This window comes from Rubrimonas cliftonensis, assembly GCF_900107585.1.
GTDB lineage: Bacteria > Pseudomonadota > Alphaproteobacteria > Rhodobacterales > Rhodobacteraceae > Rubrimonas > Rubrimonas cliftonensis.
Genome location: NZ_FNQM01000012.1, coordinates 93348 through 108128, shown reverse-complemented (window position 1 = coordinate 108128; position 14781 = coordinate 93348). Strand labels below are relative to the sequence as shown.

16 protein-coding genes are annotated in these 14781 nt (G+C 71.9%); 3 read left to right on the top strand and 13 right to left on the bottom strand.

The window, feature by feature from the left end; genetic code table 11:
* Nucleotides 1–366 precede the first annotated feature (366 nt).
* The 8 genes from BLW43_RS16360 to BLW43_RS16330 all read right to left on the bottom strand — a co-directional run bounded on the left by BLW43_RS16360 (nt 367) and on the right by BLW43_RS16330 (nt 8149).
* Entirely contained in the window at nt 367–1062 is a 696-nt protein-coding gene (locus tag BLW43_RS16360) for a TIGR04283 family arsenosugar biosynthesis glycosyltransferase (RefSeq protein WP_175478955.1), read from the bottom strand.
* Entirely contained in the window at nt 1059–1799 is a 741-nt protein-coding gene (locus tag BLW43_RS23000) for a diiron oxygenase (RefSeq protein ID WP_245731095.1), read from the bottom strand. The genes BLW43_RS16360 and BLW43_RS23000 overlap by 4 nt, the downstream gene beginning before the upstream one ends.
* A gap of 5 nt (nt 1800–1804) precedes the next feature.
* Nucleotides 1805–2434: a DUF3047 domain-containing protein gene (locus BLW43_RS16355; RefSeq protein ID WP_093255081.1), complete on the bottom strand. Its 630-nt coding sequence runs from the start codon at nt 2432–2434 to the stop codon at nt 1805–1807.
* A complete protein-coding gene (locus BLW43_RS16350) occupies nt 2431–3312 on the bottom strand; it encodes a DUF547 domain-containing protein (protein ID WP_217632210.1) in 882 nt (293 codons plus the stop codon). Before BLW43_RS16350 ends, BLW43_RS16355 begins: the two co-directional genes overlap by 4 nt.
* Before the next feature lie 107 nt (nt 3313–3419).
* A complete protein-coding gene (locus BLW43_RS16345) occupies nt 3420–5597 on the bottom strand; it encodes a mechanosensitive ion channel family protein (protein WP_093255080.1) in 2178 nt (725 codons plus the stop codon).
* Between the two features lie 158 nt (nt 5598–5755).
* Nucleotides 5756–6193 carry a thiamine pyrophosphate-dependent enzyme gene (locus BLW43_RS16340; protein ID WP_093255078.1) on the bottom strand — a complete coding sequence of 146 codons (438 nt, stop codon included), beginning with the start codon at nt 6191–6193 and terminating at the stop codon, nt 5756–5758.
* Complete coding sequence (locus BLW43_RS16335) at nt 6190–7311, bottom strand: patatin-like phospholipase family protein (RefSeq protein WP_093255077.1); 1122 nt, start codon at nt 7309–7311, stop codon at nt 6190–6192. The genes BLW43_RS16340 and BLW43_RS16335 overlap by 4 nt, the downstream gene beginning before the upstream one ends.
* A gap of 55 nt (nt 7312–7366) precedes the next feature.
* Nucleotides 7367–8149, bottom strand: a complete 783-nt coding sequence (locus BLW43_RS16330; protein ID WP_093255075.1) for a 3-hydroxybutyrate dehydrogenase — start codon at nt 8147–8149, stop codon at nt 7367–7369.
* A 185-nt stretch (nt 8150–8334) separates the two neighbouring features.
* Between BLW43_RS16330 and BLW43_RS16325 the strand changes: the two genes are divergently transcribed.
* The gene (locus tag BLW43_RS16325; protein WP_093255074.1) at nt 8335–8844 is read left to right on the top strand and encodes a nuclear transport factor 2 family protein; all 510 of its coding nucleotides are present in this window, start codon (nt 8335–8337) and stop codon (nt 8842–8844) included.
* Nucleotides 8845–8858: 14 nt separating this feature from the next.
* Here the strand turns inward: BLW43_RS16325 and BLW43_RS16320 are convergent, their stop codons facing one another.
* Both BLW43_RS16320 and BLW43_RS16315 read right to left on the bottom strand, forming a co-directional pair.
* Complete coding sequence (locus BLW43_RS16320) at nt 8859–10049, bottom strand: MFS transporter (RefSeq protein WP_093255072.1); 1191 nt, start codon at nt 10047–10049, stop codon at nt 8859–8861.
* Nucleotides 10050–10064: 15 nt separating this feature from the next.
* A complete protein-coding gene (locus tag BLW43_RS16315; RefSeq protein WP_093255070.1) occupies nt 10065–10541 on the bottom strand; it encodes a cupin domain-containing protein in 477 nt (158 codons plus the stop codon).
* 226 nt (nt 10542–10767) lie between these two features.
* Here BLW43_RS16315 and BLW43_RS16310 point away from each other — a divergent pair, with 226 nt between their 5' ends.
* A complete protein-coding gene (locus BLW43_RS16310; protein ID WP_093255068.1) occupies nt 10768–11469 on the top strand; it encodes a peroxiredoxin-like family protein in 702 nt (233 codons plus the stop codon).
* Here BLW43_RS16310 and BLW43_RS16305 read toward each other — a convergent pair.
* The 3 genes from BLW43_RS16305 to BLW43_RS16295 form a co-directional block, all read right to left on the bottom strand.
* On the bottom strand, nt 11436–12341 hold the full coding sequence (locus BLW43_RS16305) for a LysR family transcriptional regulator (RefSeq protein WP_093255066.1): 906 nt from the start codon (nt 12339–12341) through the stop codon (nt 11436–11438). The genes BLW43_RS16310 and BLW43_RS16305 overlap by 34 nt on opposite strands.
* Nucleotides 12342–12652: 311 nt before the next feature.
* Nucleotides 12653–13156 carry a hypothetical protein gene (locus BLW43_RS16300; protein ID WP_093255064.1) on the bottom strand — a complete coding sequence of 168 codons (504 nt, stop codon included), beginning with the start codon at nt 13154–13156 and terminating at the stop codon, nt 12653–12655.
* Nucleotides 13157–13319: 163 nt separating this feature from the next.
* On the bottom strand, nt 13320–13877 hold the full coding sequence (locus BLW43_RS16295; RefSeq protein WP_093255062.1) for a carboxymuconolactone decarboxylase family protein: 558 nt from the start codon (nt 13875–13877) through the stop codon (nt 13320–13322).
* A gap of 124 nt (nt 13878–14001) precedes the next feature.
* On the opposite strand from BLW43_RS16295, the gene BLW43_RS16290 reads away from it, so the two are divergent.
* Complete coding sequence (locus tag BLW43_RS16290; RefSeq protein ID WP_093255060.1) at nt 14002–14604, top strand: TetR/AcrR family transcriptional regulator; 603 nt, start codon at nt 14002–14004, stop codon at nt 14602–14604.
* The last annotated feature ends 177 nt before the right edge of the window (nt 14605–14781 follow it).

The window sequence follows — 14781 nt, the reverse complement described above, 5'->3', positions numbered from 1 at the left end:
CACGGCGCGGAAACGTTACGTTGAATGAAAAGGACGCCGCCCGCGGCGCGCGACGTCGACATCCGTGATCCGCGCGGTCCGCTGCTGTCCCGCTGAAGGGCGGCCGCTTCAGAGACTCCTGTCCGGAAACGATGACGTGGAAGCCCCCAGACGGCGTTGATGCGCCAAGGTTGCGGGTGTTGAACGACTGCTATGAGGAAGGCGTCCGTGGTCGCGTATCGGCGGCGTAGCGGGGGCGCGCCGCGGCGGCGCGACCCCTGGGCTCGGGTCGGCGATCTTGGTCGCCTGGCGTCACTATCGCCGCTGCGGCCGCCGCGCCGCAGTAACCACGGCGAGCCCCCCCCCGTGAGACGCCCGCTTCGCGTGTCACGCGCCGGCTGGGGGACCGCCTCGGCGCCGCTCCGAACGGTAGAGCCGGGCGAGCCGGCGGTGCGAGACCCCCGCCAGATGGAGCGCGTGGATCGCAACCCAGCCCGCCACGATGCGCCAGGGCCGGCGGCCCTCGAACCGGCGCGAGGAGGTGACGGCGGACGGCTCGGACACAAAGGCGAGCCGCCCGCGGCGGGCGAGGCGGCGGACCAGCTCGAAATCCTCCATCAGCGCGATCTCGGGCACGCCGCCGATGGCCTCGAGCGCCGCGCGGCGCACGAAGATCGCACTGTCGCCGTAGAACAGGCCCCGCCGGCGCAGCCAGGCGTAGAAGCCCGTCAGCCAGCGCGAGAAGCGGTCCTCGCCGTCGAAGATCAGCCGGAAGTTGCCGCCGACGACGGCGGGGTCGGCGAGCGCGCCGCGCAGCGCGTCGAGCGCGCCTGCGCCGAGGCGGGTGTCGGCGTGCAGGAACAGGATCGCCTCGCCCGTCGCCGCGCGCGCCCCGGCCGCCAGCTGCGGTCCCCGGCCGCGCGGCGCCGAGATCACGCGGGCGCCGAGCGCGCGCGCCGCCTCGGCCGTGCCGTCCCCGCTTCCCCCGTCCGCCACGATCACTTCGGCCCCGTCGAGACCGGCCAGCGCCGCGGATAGCGCGGCCGCCTCGTTCAGCGTCGGGACGACGACGCTGATCCTCATGCCGCGCCGAACAGCGCGCGTTCCTCGGGCGCGAACAGGCCGGCGCCCTCGAGGTCGGCGAGCCGGCCGCGCCACTTGGCCTCGAGCGTCCCCGGCCGCGTCAGCCGCGCCGCGAGCGGGCCGAGCGGCGAGACCGCCGCTGCCACCGCCACCGCCGCGTCTAGCCACATCGCCCTGAGCCATTCGAGCAGCGCCAGCCGCTCGGCGAGCGGCAGATCGGGCAGGCTGCGGCGCAGGTGAAGCTTGCCGAAGGCGACGTGGCGCGCCTCGTCGCGCGCGATGGCGGCGGAGACGGCGCGAAACAGCGGACAGGGCATCCAGTCCTCGGCGACCTTCTGGATGCGCAGGCTCTCACCTTCGAGGATGACGTGAAAAGCCAGCATGGTCGCATGCACGTCGCCCGCCCCGAGCGCGCGGGCGTAGGCGCGGCTCAGCGCGCCGGCCGGGTCGGCGCGGGCCCCGAGCAGGGCGAGATAGCGCTCGTAGAGGACGAGATGGCGCTCCTCGTCGAGCCGCTGCGTCTCGAGGCAGGCGCGCGCGGCGTCCCCGGCGATGCGGCCCGCGATCCGCGCGCACATGTCGGCGGTGGCGCGCTCGCCGTGGCAGAACTGGCTGATCGCCCAGACCGCGACCCGACGCGGCGTCCAGAACGGCAGCCGCGCGCCGCCCGCCCAGTCGAAGGCGGCCGCGTCCTGCGCCTGCGCGCGCCAGCCCTTCGCGGCGAGATCGTCCAGCATGTCCGTCAATGCGCGATCTCCAGGCCCGCGATGCGCGCGCGGGCGAGGCCGCCGGCGTCGTCGGTGTCGGCGGAGATGGCGAGCGCGGCGACGGACGCCGCGCCGACGCCGAGCGCGGCGCGCAGGTCGGCCTCGACGTCGCGCGCCTCCTCGCGCCAGACCCCGAGCGGCTCGCCGGCCCCGCGCAGCACGAGGATCGCGCTCGGCGCATGGTAGGGATTGGCCAGCCGCGTCCCCGCGGGGCGCGTCCCGCCCCATTGCCAGGTCAGCGCATGGGTGACGCGCGGCTGGCCGAGCGCCTCGGCGAGGCGGCCGAAGAGCGTCGGACCGCGGCCCGCGTCCAGCCACAGATGCACCGCCGCGGGACGGTCGTCGGCGTCGCGCGCGGCGGGATCGGTCGGCGGCGGCGCGGCGTCCACCCGCCAGCGCCAGCGCAGCATGTCGCCCGGCCGGGCTGCGGCGGGCCGCCAGAGAAAGCCCACCGCGCCATCGGCCTCGAGCTCGATCTCGGCCCCCGCCGCGGCCAGCCGCGCGGCGCGCGCCCAGGGCGGGGCGAGAAAGCGCCACGCCCCCTCGGCGCGGAGGGCCGGCGCGGCGAGCGCGGCGGCCGCAAGCATGAGCGCGCGCCGCGTCATCGCGCGTCGTTCAACGCCCAGTCGTACTCGGCGTCGTCGATGCGCGTGCGGCCGCGCAGCGCTTCAGCCAGAGCCGGCTCGGCGTAGCGGATCAGATGGGCCAGCAGCGCGGCGTCGGTCCCGCCGAAGTCCTCGTGGAACCAGTCGTAGATCTTCGAGACGACCAGCCGCCCGGCCTCGGCCCGCACGCCGCGGGGGTCGTTGACGTAGGACCGCGCCGCCGCGTCCAGCGCGGCGTCCAGCCCCGCAGCCGTCCACGCCCGGGCGCGCAGGTCCGGACAGCCGACCGCGGCGCAGTTGACCGCGTAGTGGATGCGCGCATCGCGCCAGATCGGGCGCAGGATGCGGTGCTCGATGTCGTTGAGGCTGAGCCGCTCGCCCGCCACCTTCGCGAGCTTCGCCCCCCACGGCCCGTCGGCGACGAGTCCGGGCGAGATGTCGATGTCGCGGATCGACGCTACGGGGTGGTGCTCCAGCACCACGTCCACGGTCAGCGCGTTGTAGAGGTTGATCCAGAACGCCATCTGCTCGGGCCGCGCCAGCCGGTCCACCGGCGTCGCCTGCAGCGCGGCGAGATAGGCGTCGAGCGCAGCGCGGTCGGCCGCCGTGAAGGCGGCGTAGCGCACGCGGTTCACGCCCGGCGCATCGACCAGGTGTCGGCGCAGCAGCGCGTCCCAAGGCCCGTGGTCCACCGTCAACGGCGAGGCCGGATCATGCGCCGTCCACCGCTCCCAGAGCTTCGCGTCCGGGGCGAGTGCGCGCTCCACGCCGCCGACCGCCGCCGTCGCGAGCACGGCCGCGCCCAGCGCCGCCGCCTTCATGAACCGTCCCCATCCGAGCATCGTCGTCACCTCCCCGCCGGCCTTCGTGTGTGACATGGCGTCGCGACCTCCTTCGGGCGACACGCGCCCCGCTCGCGACCGGTCACGTCGTCGTGGCGGCGCCGCGCGCCACGGCGCATGGCCCTCGCTGCGCTCGACCCTGATCAGTCTTTCGCGCTCTCGGGCTCCACCAGATCCTCGTCGAGATGCGCCTGGGCGGCCGCCAGGGCGGCCTCCCTGATCGGCTTTGGAACGGGATGCGCCTCGCCGTCGATCCGGACCCGAACCTCGCGGCGGGCGAACTGCACGCCCTGCGCTTCGAAAGCGCGCTGCACGCGGGCGAAGATCTCCTTGCGCAGGCCCCATTGCCGGCCCGGACGCGCCATGAATTTGCCCCGCACCACCATGCCGACATCGTTGACCTCGAGCACGCCCTGGCTCTTGAAGGGCTGCAGGAAGTCGGATGCGAAATCCGGGTCGTCGGCCATGTCCTTGCCGATCTGCTTGAAGATGCTCTTGACGAGGTCGAGGTCGGTGTCGAAGGGCACTGTGAAGCGCAGCTTCATGATCACCCAGTCGCGGGAGTAGTTCGTCAGCCGCGCCACGTCGCCGAAGGGAATGGTGTGAACCGCCCCGAGATGATGGCGAAGCTGAAGCGAGCGGATGGAGATGCGCTCCACCGTGCCCACCGTATCCTCGATCTCGACGTATTCGCCGACGCGGAACGCGTCGTCGATGAGGAAGAACACGCCCGACACCACGTCCGCCACCAGCTTTTGCGCGCCGAAGCCGATGGCGAGGCCCAGCACGCCGAGGCCCGCGAGCAGCGGTCCGACGCCCACGCCGAGCGCGCGCAGCGCCTCCAGCGTCGTGGCGAGCAAGATGACGGCCTGCGCGACCCGCAGCAGCAGCGGCAGCACCGTATACAGACGGCTGCCGCCTGCGCCGCCGCCCTCGCCACCCTGCTCCTCGTCCTCGGTCGCGGGCGCGGGCGTCTCCGCGAGGATGCGGCGGGTGATCCAGAGCGTGACGCCCTCGAAAGCCAGCCAGCCGAAGGCCGCCACGCCGAGCGCATGCACCGCCGCCGCCGAGACGCGCGCGGGGGCCGCGCCCATGGCGGCTTCGGAGAAGTCGACGTTCCAGAGATCGACCAGCGCGAGCATCAGCGCGCCGCCGAGCGCCACCCGTCCCATCCGGCGCAGCCCCCGGCGCACCCGTTCCGCGGCGCGCGCGGCGAGGGCGTCCGGCGGCCCGCCGGGATCGGGCGACAGATGCGCCGCGAGGCCCCTGATCCCCTTGTCGGCGACCGGGGCGAAGATGAGCGCGGCGAGCGTCAGCGGCAGCCGCTCGTCGAGCAGAGGCCAAAACCCGAGGCCAGTGAAGATCTCCGTGATGGCCCAGAACAGCGCGATCAGCGCCATGGCCGCCCACGGATAGGCGCGCGCCACCTGCGCCTCGTCCCCTGCGGCGTGCGCGTCGGCGAGCATCCCGCTCAGCGCGTCACGCGCGCGCCATGCGGCGTAGAACAGCCAGCCATGGACGAGCAGCGTCAACCAGAATCCGAGGCGCATGCTCGCGAGGTCGACGCCATGGCCGCCGAGGAAGCTCAGCACATAGGCCCGGAAGCCGACCAGCCCGGCAAATATCACCACGGCGCGCTGGAGAAAGCGCGCATCGGCGTCGTCCACATCCAGCAGCCTGACGCCGGGCTCGTCGGGGGCCAGCAGGAACCGCCCCGCCGCGGCCGCCGCCCCGACATAGAGCACCGGCAGGAAGAGAAAGAAGGTCAGGATCAGGTCGCTGATCGGCTCGGGCGGATGCGCGACGGCGATGACGGCGCGCGCGGCGGCGAGCAGCGCCGCGAGGCCCGCCGCCTCCAGCGCGAGCCGCTCCAGCAGGAAGCCCAGCGTCGCCCCCAGCCTCGCCTCGGCCGGCGGCGTCTCTAAGCGCCGCCACCACCGCCGCACCGCGCGCTCAGCGATATGGCCGGCGCCGAGCGCCGCAAGGCCCACGGCGAGCAGATGCAGCGTCCCCCACCAGCCGCGCGGCGCCCAGAAGCGGGCGAAGCCCTCGGCAGCCCCGGCCGGGATGTTCGGAACCCGCGCGATCGCGCCGGCGACCGACGCCGCCAGCGCGTCGGCGGAGGTTGCGAGCGCGCGCCCCAGACCGCCTTCAGCGCGCGCCGGATCCTGCGCTCCGACGACCGCGTCGAGCCGCTCCAGGAGCAGCGCGCGCACTTCAGCGTCCGTCAGCCGCGCCACCATCGCGCGCACCGCCTCGGCGCTGGCCGGAGCGGACGCGGCCTCCGCGCTCCCTGGCCGCTCCAGCGCATCGATGACCATCCCCTGCGCGGCGCTGCGTTCAGCTCCGCTGACCGTGAAAAGAAGCAGCGCCGCCGCAAATGCGGCGCGGGTCCGTCGCCGCAGCCGCTCCGCCGCCTGAGACGGGGCGCGCGAGGAGACCGGAGCCTCGGCCAGGCGTCGCCCCTGCCCATGCGGCCTCAAGCCAGTTCGGCGTCGCACAGGATCTCCAGGAGCGCAGGGCCCATCGCCGCGAACGCCGCCGCCTGCGGGTCGCCGAGGGCGGCGCCGGTCGCCGTTGCGCCGACACCGCCGCAGAGGCGCGTGGCGGCGGCGAAGCACCGGAAAGAAGGATCGGCCGACCGGAAGCGAAAGCGCCCGGGCCGACGCTCCATGGCAATCTTACCGAACTGCGCATTGTTCGGCGGCCCATGTGCGACGTCGTTGTCGCGCGCGAAGGCGGCGGTGACTTCCATTGCGTACGGCGCGACGCCTCCGTCGCCGGAGATCGAGACGGTGCGCCGCCCCGCGGGGGCGGCAAGGCCCCGCGTCGCGACCCAGGGAACCGCGGCGGTGGGAAAGGCGGAGCCGTCATGGTCGTCGCCGGACGGCGACAGCGATGGTTCTTCGAAAGTCATTGCGCAGCCGCAGGCTGTTCCGGCGTCGCGCTTTCGGACGCGACCGTGGCGCGCAAACCGTGGCCCGCATGACAGGTCGCGGTCGCCTGCGCGCCAAGCATCTGGTCAAGGTCCACCGAGGAGGCGCGCCCCAGCGCGTCGAAGCTCGTCGCCAGCCACTTCGTCGCGGTCTCGCGGCCAATCGCGAAGAGCCTTTGCAGGAAAGCCCATTCCGCGTTGAGCTTCGAGGAGGCGTCGAGCGCGCGCATCCGCTTGCGCGCCTCGACGATATGGAAGCGCATCCGCCGCCGCGCGCCGTTCGTGATCTCGCCTCGGTCGATCATGCCGTTGATCAGGTGGATCGTCCGCAGCTCCTGCAGAAGCGCGCCATTGAAGCTGATCTCATTGATGCGGTTCTGGATCTCCTGCGCCCTGACCGGCGTTCCAGGCCGCCGGACCGGGTTGATCTGGACGATCATGATGTCGTCGGACGGGCAATGATCGAGAAAGGGCAGCAGCGGCGGGTTGCCGGAGTAACCGCCGTCCCAATAGGGCGCTCCGTCGATCTCGACGGCGTGAAACATGTAGGGCAGGCAGGCTGACGCCATGACGGCGTCGAGCGTGATCTCCTCCCGCTGGAACACCCGGCCGAGGCCGGTCTCCGCGTTGGTGGCGCCGACATAGATCGCCATGTCCTCGCAGGCGCGCACCTTGGCGAAGTCGACATGGCTTTTGACGAGGTCGCGCAGCGGGTTCACCCGCATCGGGTTGACGTCATAGGGCGACGCCAGCCGGCTCATCATGTCCAAGGCGACATAGGCCGGAGAACTCGCGAGCGACCAGTCGCCCGTCATCGCCGCCAGCGGCGAGCGGCGCAGCGGGCTGCCGCGCGCCGCGTCCGACACGGCCTTCCAGAAATGTGCGAGGCGCACGCGCGCGCCCTCGGCGCCGCCTTCGTACATGCCCTGCGCCGCGACGACCGCGTTCATCGCGCCGGCGGACGTGCCGGATATCGCCTCGATCCAGATCCGGTCGTCCTCGAACAACCGGTCCAGCACGCCCCAGGTGAAGGCGCCGTGCGCGCCGCCCCCTTGCAGCGCGAGGTTGACGCCCTTGTGGTTTGTGGTGCGGCGAGACATCGGCTTTTCCCTTTTAGCTACGGGGTCGCTGTCGCTTCAGCCGGTCGGGCGGCGCTCACTGCGCCGTCCAGCCGCCGTCGACCGGCAGCGCCGCGCCGGTGATCTGCTTCGCCGCGTCTGTGCACAGGAACGCGGCCAGCGCGCCGATCTCCTCGACGGTGGCGAACTCGCGCGTCGGCTGGGCGGCGAGCAGCACGTCGCGCTTGACCTGCGCCTCTGTCAGCCCACGCGCCTTCGCGGTCTCGGGTATCTGCTTCTCCACCAGCGGGGTCAGCACATAGCCAGGGCAGATCGCGTTGCAGGTGACGCCGTGCTCTGCGCCCTCAAGCGCGACAGTCTTGGTCAGACCGATGACGGCGTGCTTGGCCATCACGTAGGCACTCTTGAAGGGCGAGGCGACGAGGCCGTGCGCAGAGGCCACGTTGATCACTCGACCCCACCCTTCAGCCTTCATCGCCGCGAAGGTCAGGCGGGTGAGATGCCAGGCGGCCGACATGTTGATCGCCATGATCAGGTCGTAGCGGTCGGGCGGGAAGTCCTCGATCGGCGCCACGGTCTGCACGCCGGCATTGTTGACCACCACGTCGATCGCGCCGAAGCGAGCGCGCGTCGTCTCCACGAACCGCGCGATCTCGTCCGGGCGCGACATGTCGGCGCCGTCATGGGCGATGTCGGCGCCGGTTTCTTCCGCCATGGCGGCGCGTTCGGCCTCGATCGCGTCCCGGTCGCCGAAGCCGTTCAGCATCACGTTCATGCCCGACGCGGCAAGCGCGCGGGCCACGCCCTGCCCTATGCCGCTGGTGGAGCCGGTGACGACGGCGGTTCGGCGATGGTCCATTGCTGCGGCTCCCTGGAGTCAAGCTGGCCGCCGCAGCATGTGGGTTTGGCGCGCCGGCGTCGCCGGGGCTTGCGCTATGCAGTTGATAGCGCCTGGGCATCCGCCGCCGCGCATGCACGCGCGCTATCGAAACGCGTCCTCCACGGCATTTCACACCGCCCCTTCCGCAGGCGAGGCCGTGCGGCATGGCCCGGACGGGTCAGATCGCCGCCAACGCGCAGGAGATCGCCATGCACAGTCGACGCGTCTTTGGCCGCATCGCCGCCGGGCTCGCCTTCGCCGCCGCCGCCCCGGCCGCGCTCACGGACGCGGGGGCCGACATCCGCGCGCTCTACCTGCGGTTTCTCACCGCGCAGAACGCGCGCGACCTTGCGGTGGTGCGCCGCACGCTCTGGGACAGCCCGGAATTCCTGTGGGTCAACGACGGACGGCCCTATTGGGGGCCCGATGCGCTCGTCGAGCGGATGGCGGGCTTTCAGAAAGCGGAGCTGTGGCGCGTCGAGCCCGACCTGGACGCGGCCCGGGTCGTCAACATCAACGAGGGCGCGGCCTACATCTCGCTGACCCTCACGCTGCTGATCGGCGCGGCCGCCGCTCCGGCGCGCCTGCGCTGGCTCGTGGGCGTGCTGTGCCGACAGGGCGCTGAAGGCTGGCGCATCGCCGCGCTCTTCACCACGCGAAGCGACGACGGCTGAAGCGTCGGCCGCGCTCAGCGCTCGCGCATCGCGCCGGCGGCCAGCGCCCCGGCCGCAAGGGCCAGCGCGACGCCCGCCACGCAGCCTGTCCAGCCGAAGCGCTCGAACGCCCAGCCGAGCGCCGCGGCGCCGGCAAGCCCGCCCGAGAAATAGGCCGCGAGGTAGAGGCCGGAAGCCGCGGCCCGGGCGTGGAGCGCCGCGCGGCTCACATAGCCCGTCGCCGCCGCCTGCGCGAAGAAGGTTCCCGCGCCGACTGCGACGAGCCCGGCCAGCGCCAGTTCGAGGCGCCCCGCCAACAGCGCCGCGAGCCCCGCGCCGGCGACCGCCAGCCCGCCCCAGATCGCCGCGCGCGCGCCATAGCGCGCGCTCGCCGGGCCGGCGAGCGGCGTGGTCAGCAGCGACGGCGCGAAGACGAGATAGACCGCGCCGAGGCTCATCGCCGGCAGGTCGTAGGGCGGCGCGATGAGCACGAAATTGACGTAGGTGAAGACGCCGATGAAGGCGAAGAGCACGCAGAACCCCAGCGCGAAGGCCCCGCGCAGCCCGGGATGCGCCAGATGCGCCGCCGCCGCGCGCAGCGGCGCCGCAAGCCCGCGATCGACCGCCATCCCGGGCGCTGCGTGGCGGCTGCGCCAGACCATCAGCGCGCCGGCGAGGTTCAGCGCCGCGAAGAGCAGGAAGGTCGCCTTCAGCCCCGCCGTCTCCGCCGCGCTCGCCGCCGCAAGCCGGCCCAGCAGGTTCGAGGCGACGTTGCCGGTGACATAGGCCGCGAAGGCCGCCGCCGCCGCGCGCCCGGTGAGCAGTTCGCCCAGCGCGGTCAGCGTCAGCGAGAACGCCGTCGCCATGCACACCCCTTGCGCCACCCGCAGCGCCGCGAACGTCGCCAGGTCGGGGGCGACCGCAAGCAACGCGGTGGGAACCGCCAGCAGCGCCAGCGCCAGCGCCACGCCGCGCCGGCGGTCAACCCCGCCGCCGAAAAGCGCCACGCCCAGGCTCGCCGCGGCCATCCCCAACGTGGAGGCGTTCACGGCGAGCCCCATCTCTGCGGGGGTAACGCCGTAGGCGACGGTCAGGGCCGGGATGATCGCCTGGGTGGCGAAGAGGTCCACCAGTGTGAGAAACGCGACGGCGGCGACGAAGGCCCGCCCCGGCCCCTGCGCCCGGCGCGGGCCTTCGGCAGCCGCAGTCTCTGCGCCCTGCGCCACAGGCCGGCGCCGCTCTCAGTAGTTCACCTGGTCGAGCGGCACGACGTCCGCGGAGACCAGCACCACCGCCTTGTCGGTCTGGTTAACCCACCAGTGGGCGTGGAAGTCGCCGAACCGGTTCGCGGCGTCGCCGGCATGGTGCGGCAGCTCCACCGAACAGAAGCTGTTGTGCTCGACCAGTACGCCCTCGATGATGTAGTCGACCGAGGGGCGGTCGTTGTGCCAGTGCAGCGGCACCCAGCCGCCCGGGGCCACCGTCAGCTTCCGGATGCGCAGGGCGAGGCCCTCCACGCCGCGCCAGCCGTCGAGCGACACCCATGTGAGAACTTCGCGGGTCGCGCCCTCGTCCGGCGGCGCGACGAGTTCCTGCGGTGCGGTCAGGCGGAACTCGGGCGGACATTCGGCGACTGGCTGCGCCTCGACTGCGCGCGCGGCCGGCGCGCCGGCGATGAGGGCTACGACAAGCGGCGACAGGCGGCGTTTTAGTTTCATGGCGACCTCCCCTGCGAAGCGCCGACGATGCTCCGCCGGCTGCCGCCAAGAAGCGCAGGGCGCGCGCTGGAAGGGAAATGCCGGGCCGCTGCTGTTTCCATGCCCCTTGGCTATGACGCGCCGCGCCCTGCGCCTCGGCTATCGACAGCAAAGCCGCTACGCATTGTCTCACGCCGCCGTGATGTGTCGTAATACCTGCCGCCGCCCGCAACGACAGGAAGCGTGAATGAGCGATCCGTGGGATGAAGCCCAAGTCCGCGCCCGCGCGATGAGCGGCTCGCTCGATCAGCGGCTGGAGGTGATCCGGGACGCCTGTCGCAGCCTCGCGCCCGCCTACGACGCGGCCGTCGACGCGCTGGTGGACCGGCTTCGCGCGGTGGACGCGGGGAGCGCGGCGCCGGATGTGGGCGACGCGTTCCCCGACTTCGCGCTGCCCGATCAGGCCGGCCGCCTCTGGAGGCTGCACGTGATGCGCGACGGCCGCCCCATCGTCGTGGCGCTGCATCGCGGCGGCTGGTGCGATTTCTGCCAGGTGAATCTCTGGGCGCTCGCAGAGGCGCATGAGCGGATCCTGCGGGCGGGCGGCGACATCGTCGCGGTCGCCCCGCAGCGGGCGGCATGGGGCGCGCGGCATCGCGCCGGCGCGGGCGCGCGTTTCCCCATGCTGAGCGACGTGGGCGGCGGCGTCGCCACGCTCCTTGGGCTTTCGGTGGTGATCGACGCCCGCCTGTGCGACGCCTTCGCCGCCTTCGATCTCAATCTCGCCGAGACGAACGGGGATCAAGGCCTCTTGCTGCCGATCCCCGCGACTTTCGTCATCGGCCGCGACGGGCGGGTCTGCGCCCGCCATATCGACGTCGACCCGCGCCGCCGCATGGATGTCGGGGCGATGGTTCAGGCGGTGTCCATCGCGGCATCGAGAGCGTAGCCCGACCAGTCCGCGGCGCGGAGCAGCGTCGCGAGCATCGCTTCCGCCGGTTCGCGCCTGCGGCCCTGAACGGCGAAGAGCCTCAATTCGCGGCTGAGCGGCGGGCCCTCCAGCCGAGCCGTGGCCACGCCTTCGCCGGCGATCGCGCTCAGCGGGGCCAGCGCGACCGCCGCCCCGGCCGCCACCAGCATGCGCGCATCGCTCTCCTCCGCGATATCGAGGGTGGCGACGACGTCGGCCGCGACGGCGCCCAGCGCTTCGTCGAGGCGACGCACGACGCCGCGGCGGCTCACGATGACCCGTTCACGGCGAAGCGCCGCCGGCGAGACGCTGGCTGCGGTGGCGAAAGGGTGTTCGGCGCAGAAGCAGACGACGATCGGTTCGCGAAACAGCGGCCAGGATTCGAAGCGCTCCCATGTCATGCCGTCGGGCTCGGCGATGGCGAGCGCCGCATGGCCGTTGCGCAGCGCCGTCGCCGTCTCCGCCGCGTCGCCGCGGGAGATCTCGAGCGTGAGGCCGTCGCAGGCGCGCAGCAGTTCGCACAGATGGCCGGCGAAGGGCCCGACGCTGACGCCGCTGTGCATCGCGAGCCGCAGCCCGGCGAGCTTTTGCGCCTTCACAGCCTCGGCCACGGCGCGCGCGTTCAGCGCGCTCTCGTGGCATTGCTCGAAAAGCGGCAGGAGGCGCCGGCCGAGCTCGGTGAGGTGGCTCAGCCCGCGTTCGCGCCGCACCAGCGCGCCGCCCATTTCCGCCTCCAGCAGCTTGATGGCCCGCGTGAGCGAGGGTTGCGTGACGTTGCACTCATCGGCTGCGCGCGTGAAGTTGAGGCTTCGTGAGAGCGCGATGAAATATCTGACCTGATGTAGCTCCAAAGCTCGCCCCCCGGCCCGTCGTTCCCACGATTGTCAGGCCCGCCTATCAGCGCGCCAGCGTCAAGCCGCCGCCGCGCTGATAGGCGGCGCGAGCGGCGCGCAGTCACGTCCCGTGAAGCCGTCGGTCGCGGATCGGTCGGCCCAGCTCGGCGATCAGCCGCTCACAGGAGCGGCGGACGCCAACTTGTTCTCGGCTGGTCGCAGGGCGCTGCTCATCGCGATCCGGGCCCGTTGACCGCCCGAGCGCTGTGATCGGGATCCGGGCTGCGCACCCGGTTATGCGGATCGCAGCGAAGGAGTGGACCGAGCCGTCATCGCCGCGCCGCCAGCTGCATCACGGCGACCAGCACGAGGGCGTAGAGCACATGGCCGATCAGCGCGACCCACGTGATCCCGGTGAAGTTCAGGAAGAAGGGCAGCCCGGCGACGGCGGTGATCCCGCCGATGGCGAAGACCCAGAGCCCGACGCCGTAGACCGCCGCGGGGAGAAGCCAGCCTTCCCCACCGCCCGCCACGCGGCGCCACAGCGGCCGGAAAACATAAAGCCACCCCACCGGATAGCCGATCAGACCGACAAGGTAGAAATGCACGAAGTACCCGGCGAAGTCGCCGTTCGGGAGGCCGAAGGCGCCGAGCAGGCTTCGGGCGAGACCGTGCGGCGACAGACCGGCCCAGCCGATCGCCGGGCTGACGAGTTGTCCCCAGAAGTCGAAGGCTATGGTCCCGGCGGCCCCGGCCACAAACATCATGCCGAGAGTCGCGATGGTCGGAGCCGGGATCGGATGCAGGGCGGAGGCGGGTTTATCGGAAGGCATGGCGGCGTGTTCTCCTGGTTGCGTCTGTCGCGCGGGGTGGAGGCGACAACCGCGGCGCAGCGGGATCGCGAAGGCGCGGAAGCGGCTGATATGGCGCGGGGATGCTGCGGCGTCCGCGAAAGCGGGTGTCTTCGCCGACGCCGCCAAAGCGCGAACGAAGTTGTCAGGCGGCCTTTTCCCAGGCGAAGGCCTGCATCGGCTGGTCCACCGGCGTCCGGGCGAGGTGATTGGTGTAGTTCGACATCACCTTCTGCGCGACGCCGAGAACGACCTCCAGCACCTGCCGCTTGGTGAAGCCGGCGTCGAGGAAGCTCTGCACCGCCTCGTCCGACACGAAGCCGCGCTGGCGGACCACCTGAAGCGTGAAGGTGCGGAGCGCCTCAAGGCGCGGGTTGGGCAGCGGGGTCTCGTCGCGCAGCGCGTTCGAGATCGCGTCGTCCACCTTCATCATCTTGGCGATGCCGGTGTGGGCGGGCACGCAGTAGTGGCACTCGTGCTCGACGTTGATGGTCTGCCAGACCACGGTCAGCTCGTCCTTGTCGAAGCTGGTCTCTTCGGCGAACAGGCGGTGGAGGTGCTTGTAGCCGTCAAGCAGCGCCGGGGCCTCGGCCATTGTGGCGTGAAGGCCGGGCACGCGCCCGAAGGCCCTCTTGGAGTCCTCGAGAAGCGGCCGGCTCGCCTCCGGAGCGGTTTCCGGCGTGTGCATCGTGAAATCAGCCATGTCGGCCTCCGATCGGGTTTTTGAGTGAGCGCTCAAGTTTGCTGAGGTTGGGATAGCTTTACTTGAACGATCGCTCAAGCATATAATTGAGCGATCACTCAAACTTGATAGCGAGACCCATCGGATGCCGAGGAAAGCCGCCTACGATCGACACGCCTCGCTGGAGCGGGCGATGATACTGTTCTGGACCCGTGGCTATGCGGGCACGTCCCTGAAGGACATCGAAGCGGCGCTGGACATGCGTCCCGGCTCGATCTACGCGGCGTTCGGCTCGAAGGAGAAGCTGTTCCGCAGCGCGCTGACCCTCTACGCGGAGAGATCGCGGACGGCCTTGTCCGAGACGCTGTCGGAGGCCGCGTCGCCGCTGGAGGGTCTCGCCGACCATGTGCGCAAGCTCGGACGGGCGTTGGCGGCGCCGACGCAGACGAAAGCCTGCATGCTCATGAAGACCATGCTCGAGTCCTCCGACAATGAGCGGGTGTTGCGCGACGCGGCGGAGGACATGATGCGTCAGACCGAGGCGGCGTTTCGCGACGCCTTCCAGGCGGCGCGCGACGCAGGTCAGATCCCGGCCGACAGGGACCCTGTGCGCCTTGCGTCCCGCCTCCAGTCCGAAGTCCTCGGGCTGCGCGCCTATGCCCAACGCAGCGATGCGCCCGGCCGCATCGAGGACCTTTCGGAGGACATCGCGCGCGATCTCGAGGCTCTGGCCACCTGCTTCCGTTGAATGCGGAGGGTCGCCGCAAGCTGTGTCAATGGCCAAGGGCCGCCGTTCGAAACGCGCGCGGATCGTTACGGTGAACCGCCCCGGCGTTACCGGGGAGCGAAGCTCCCGGTGTTCCATTGCGGATGCGGGCCTCCAATTTAGGCCCTCCCGTATCGCACGCCCACTCCCGAGCGGCCG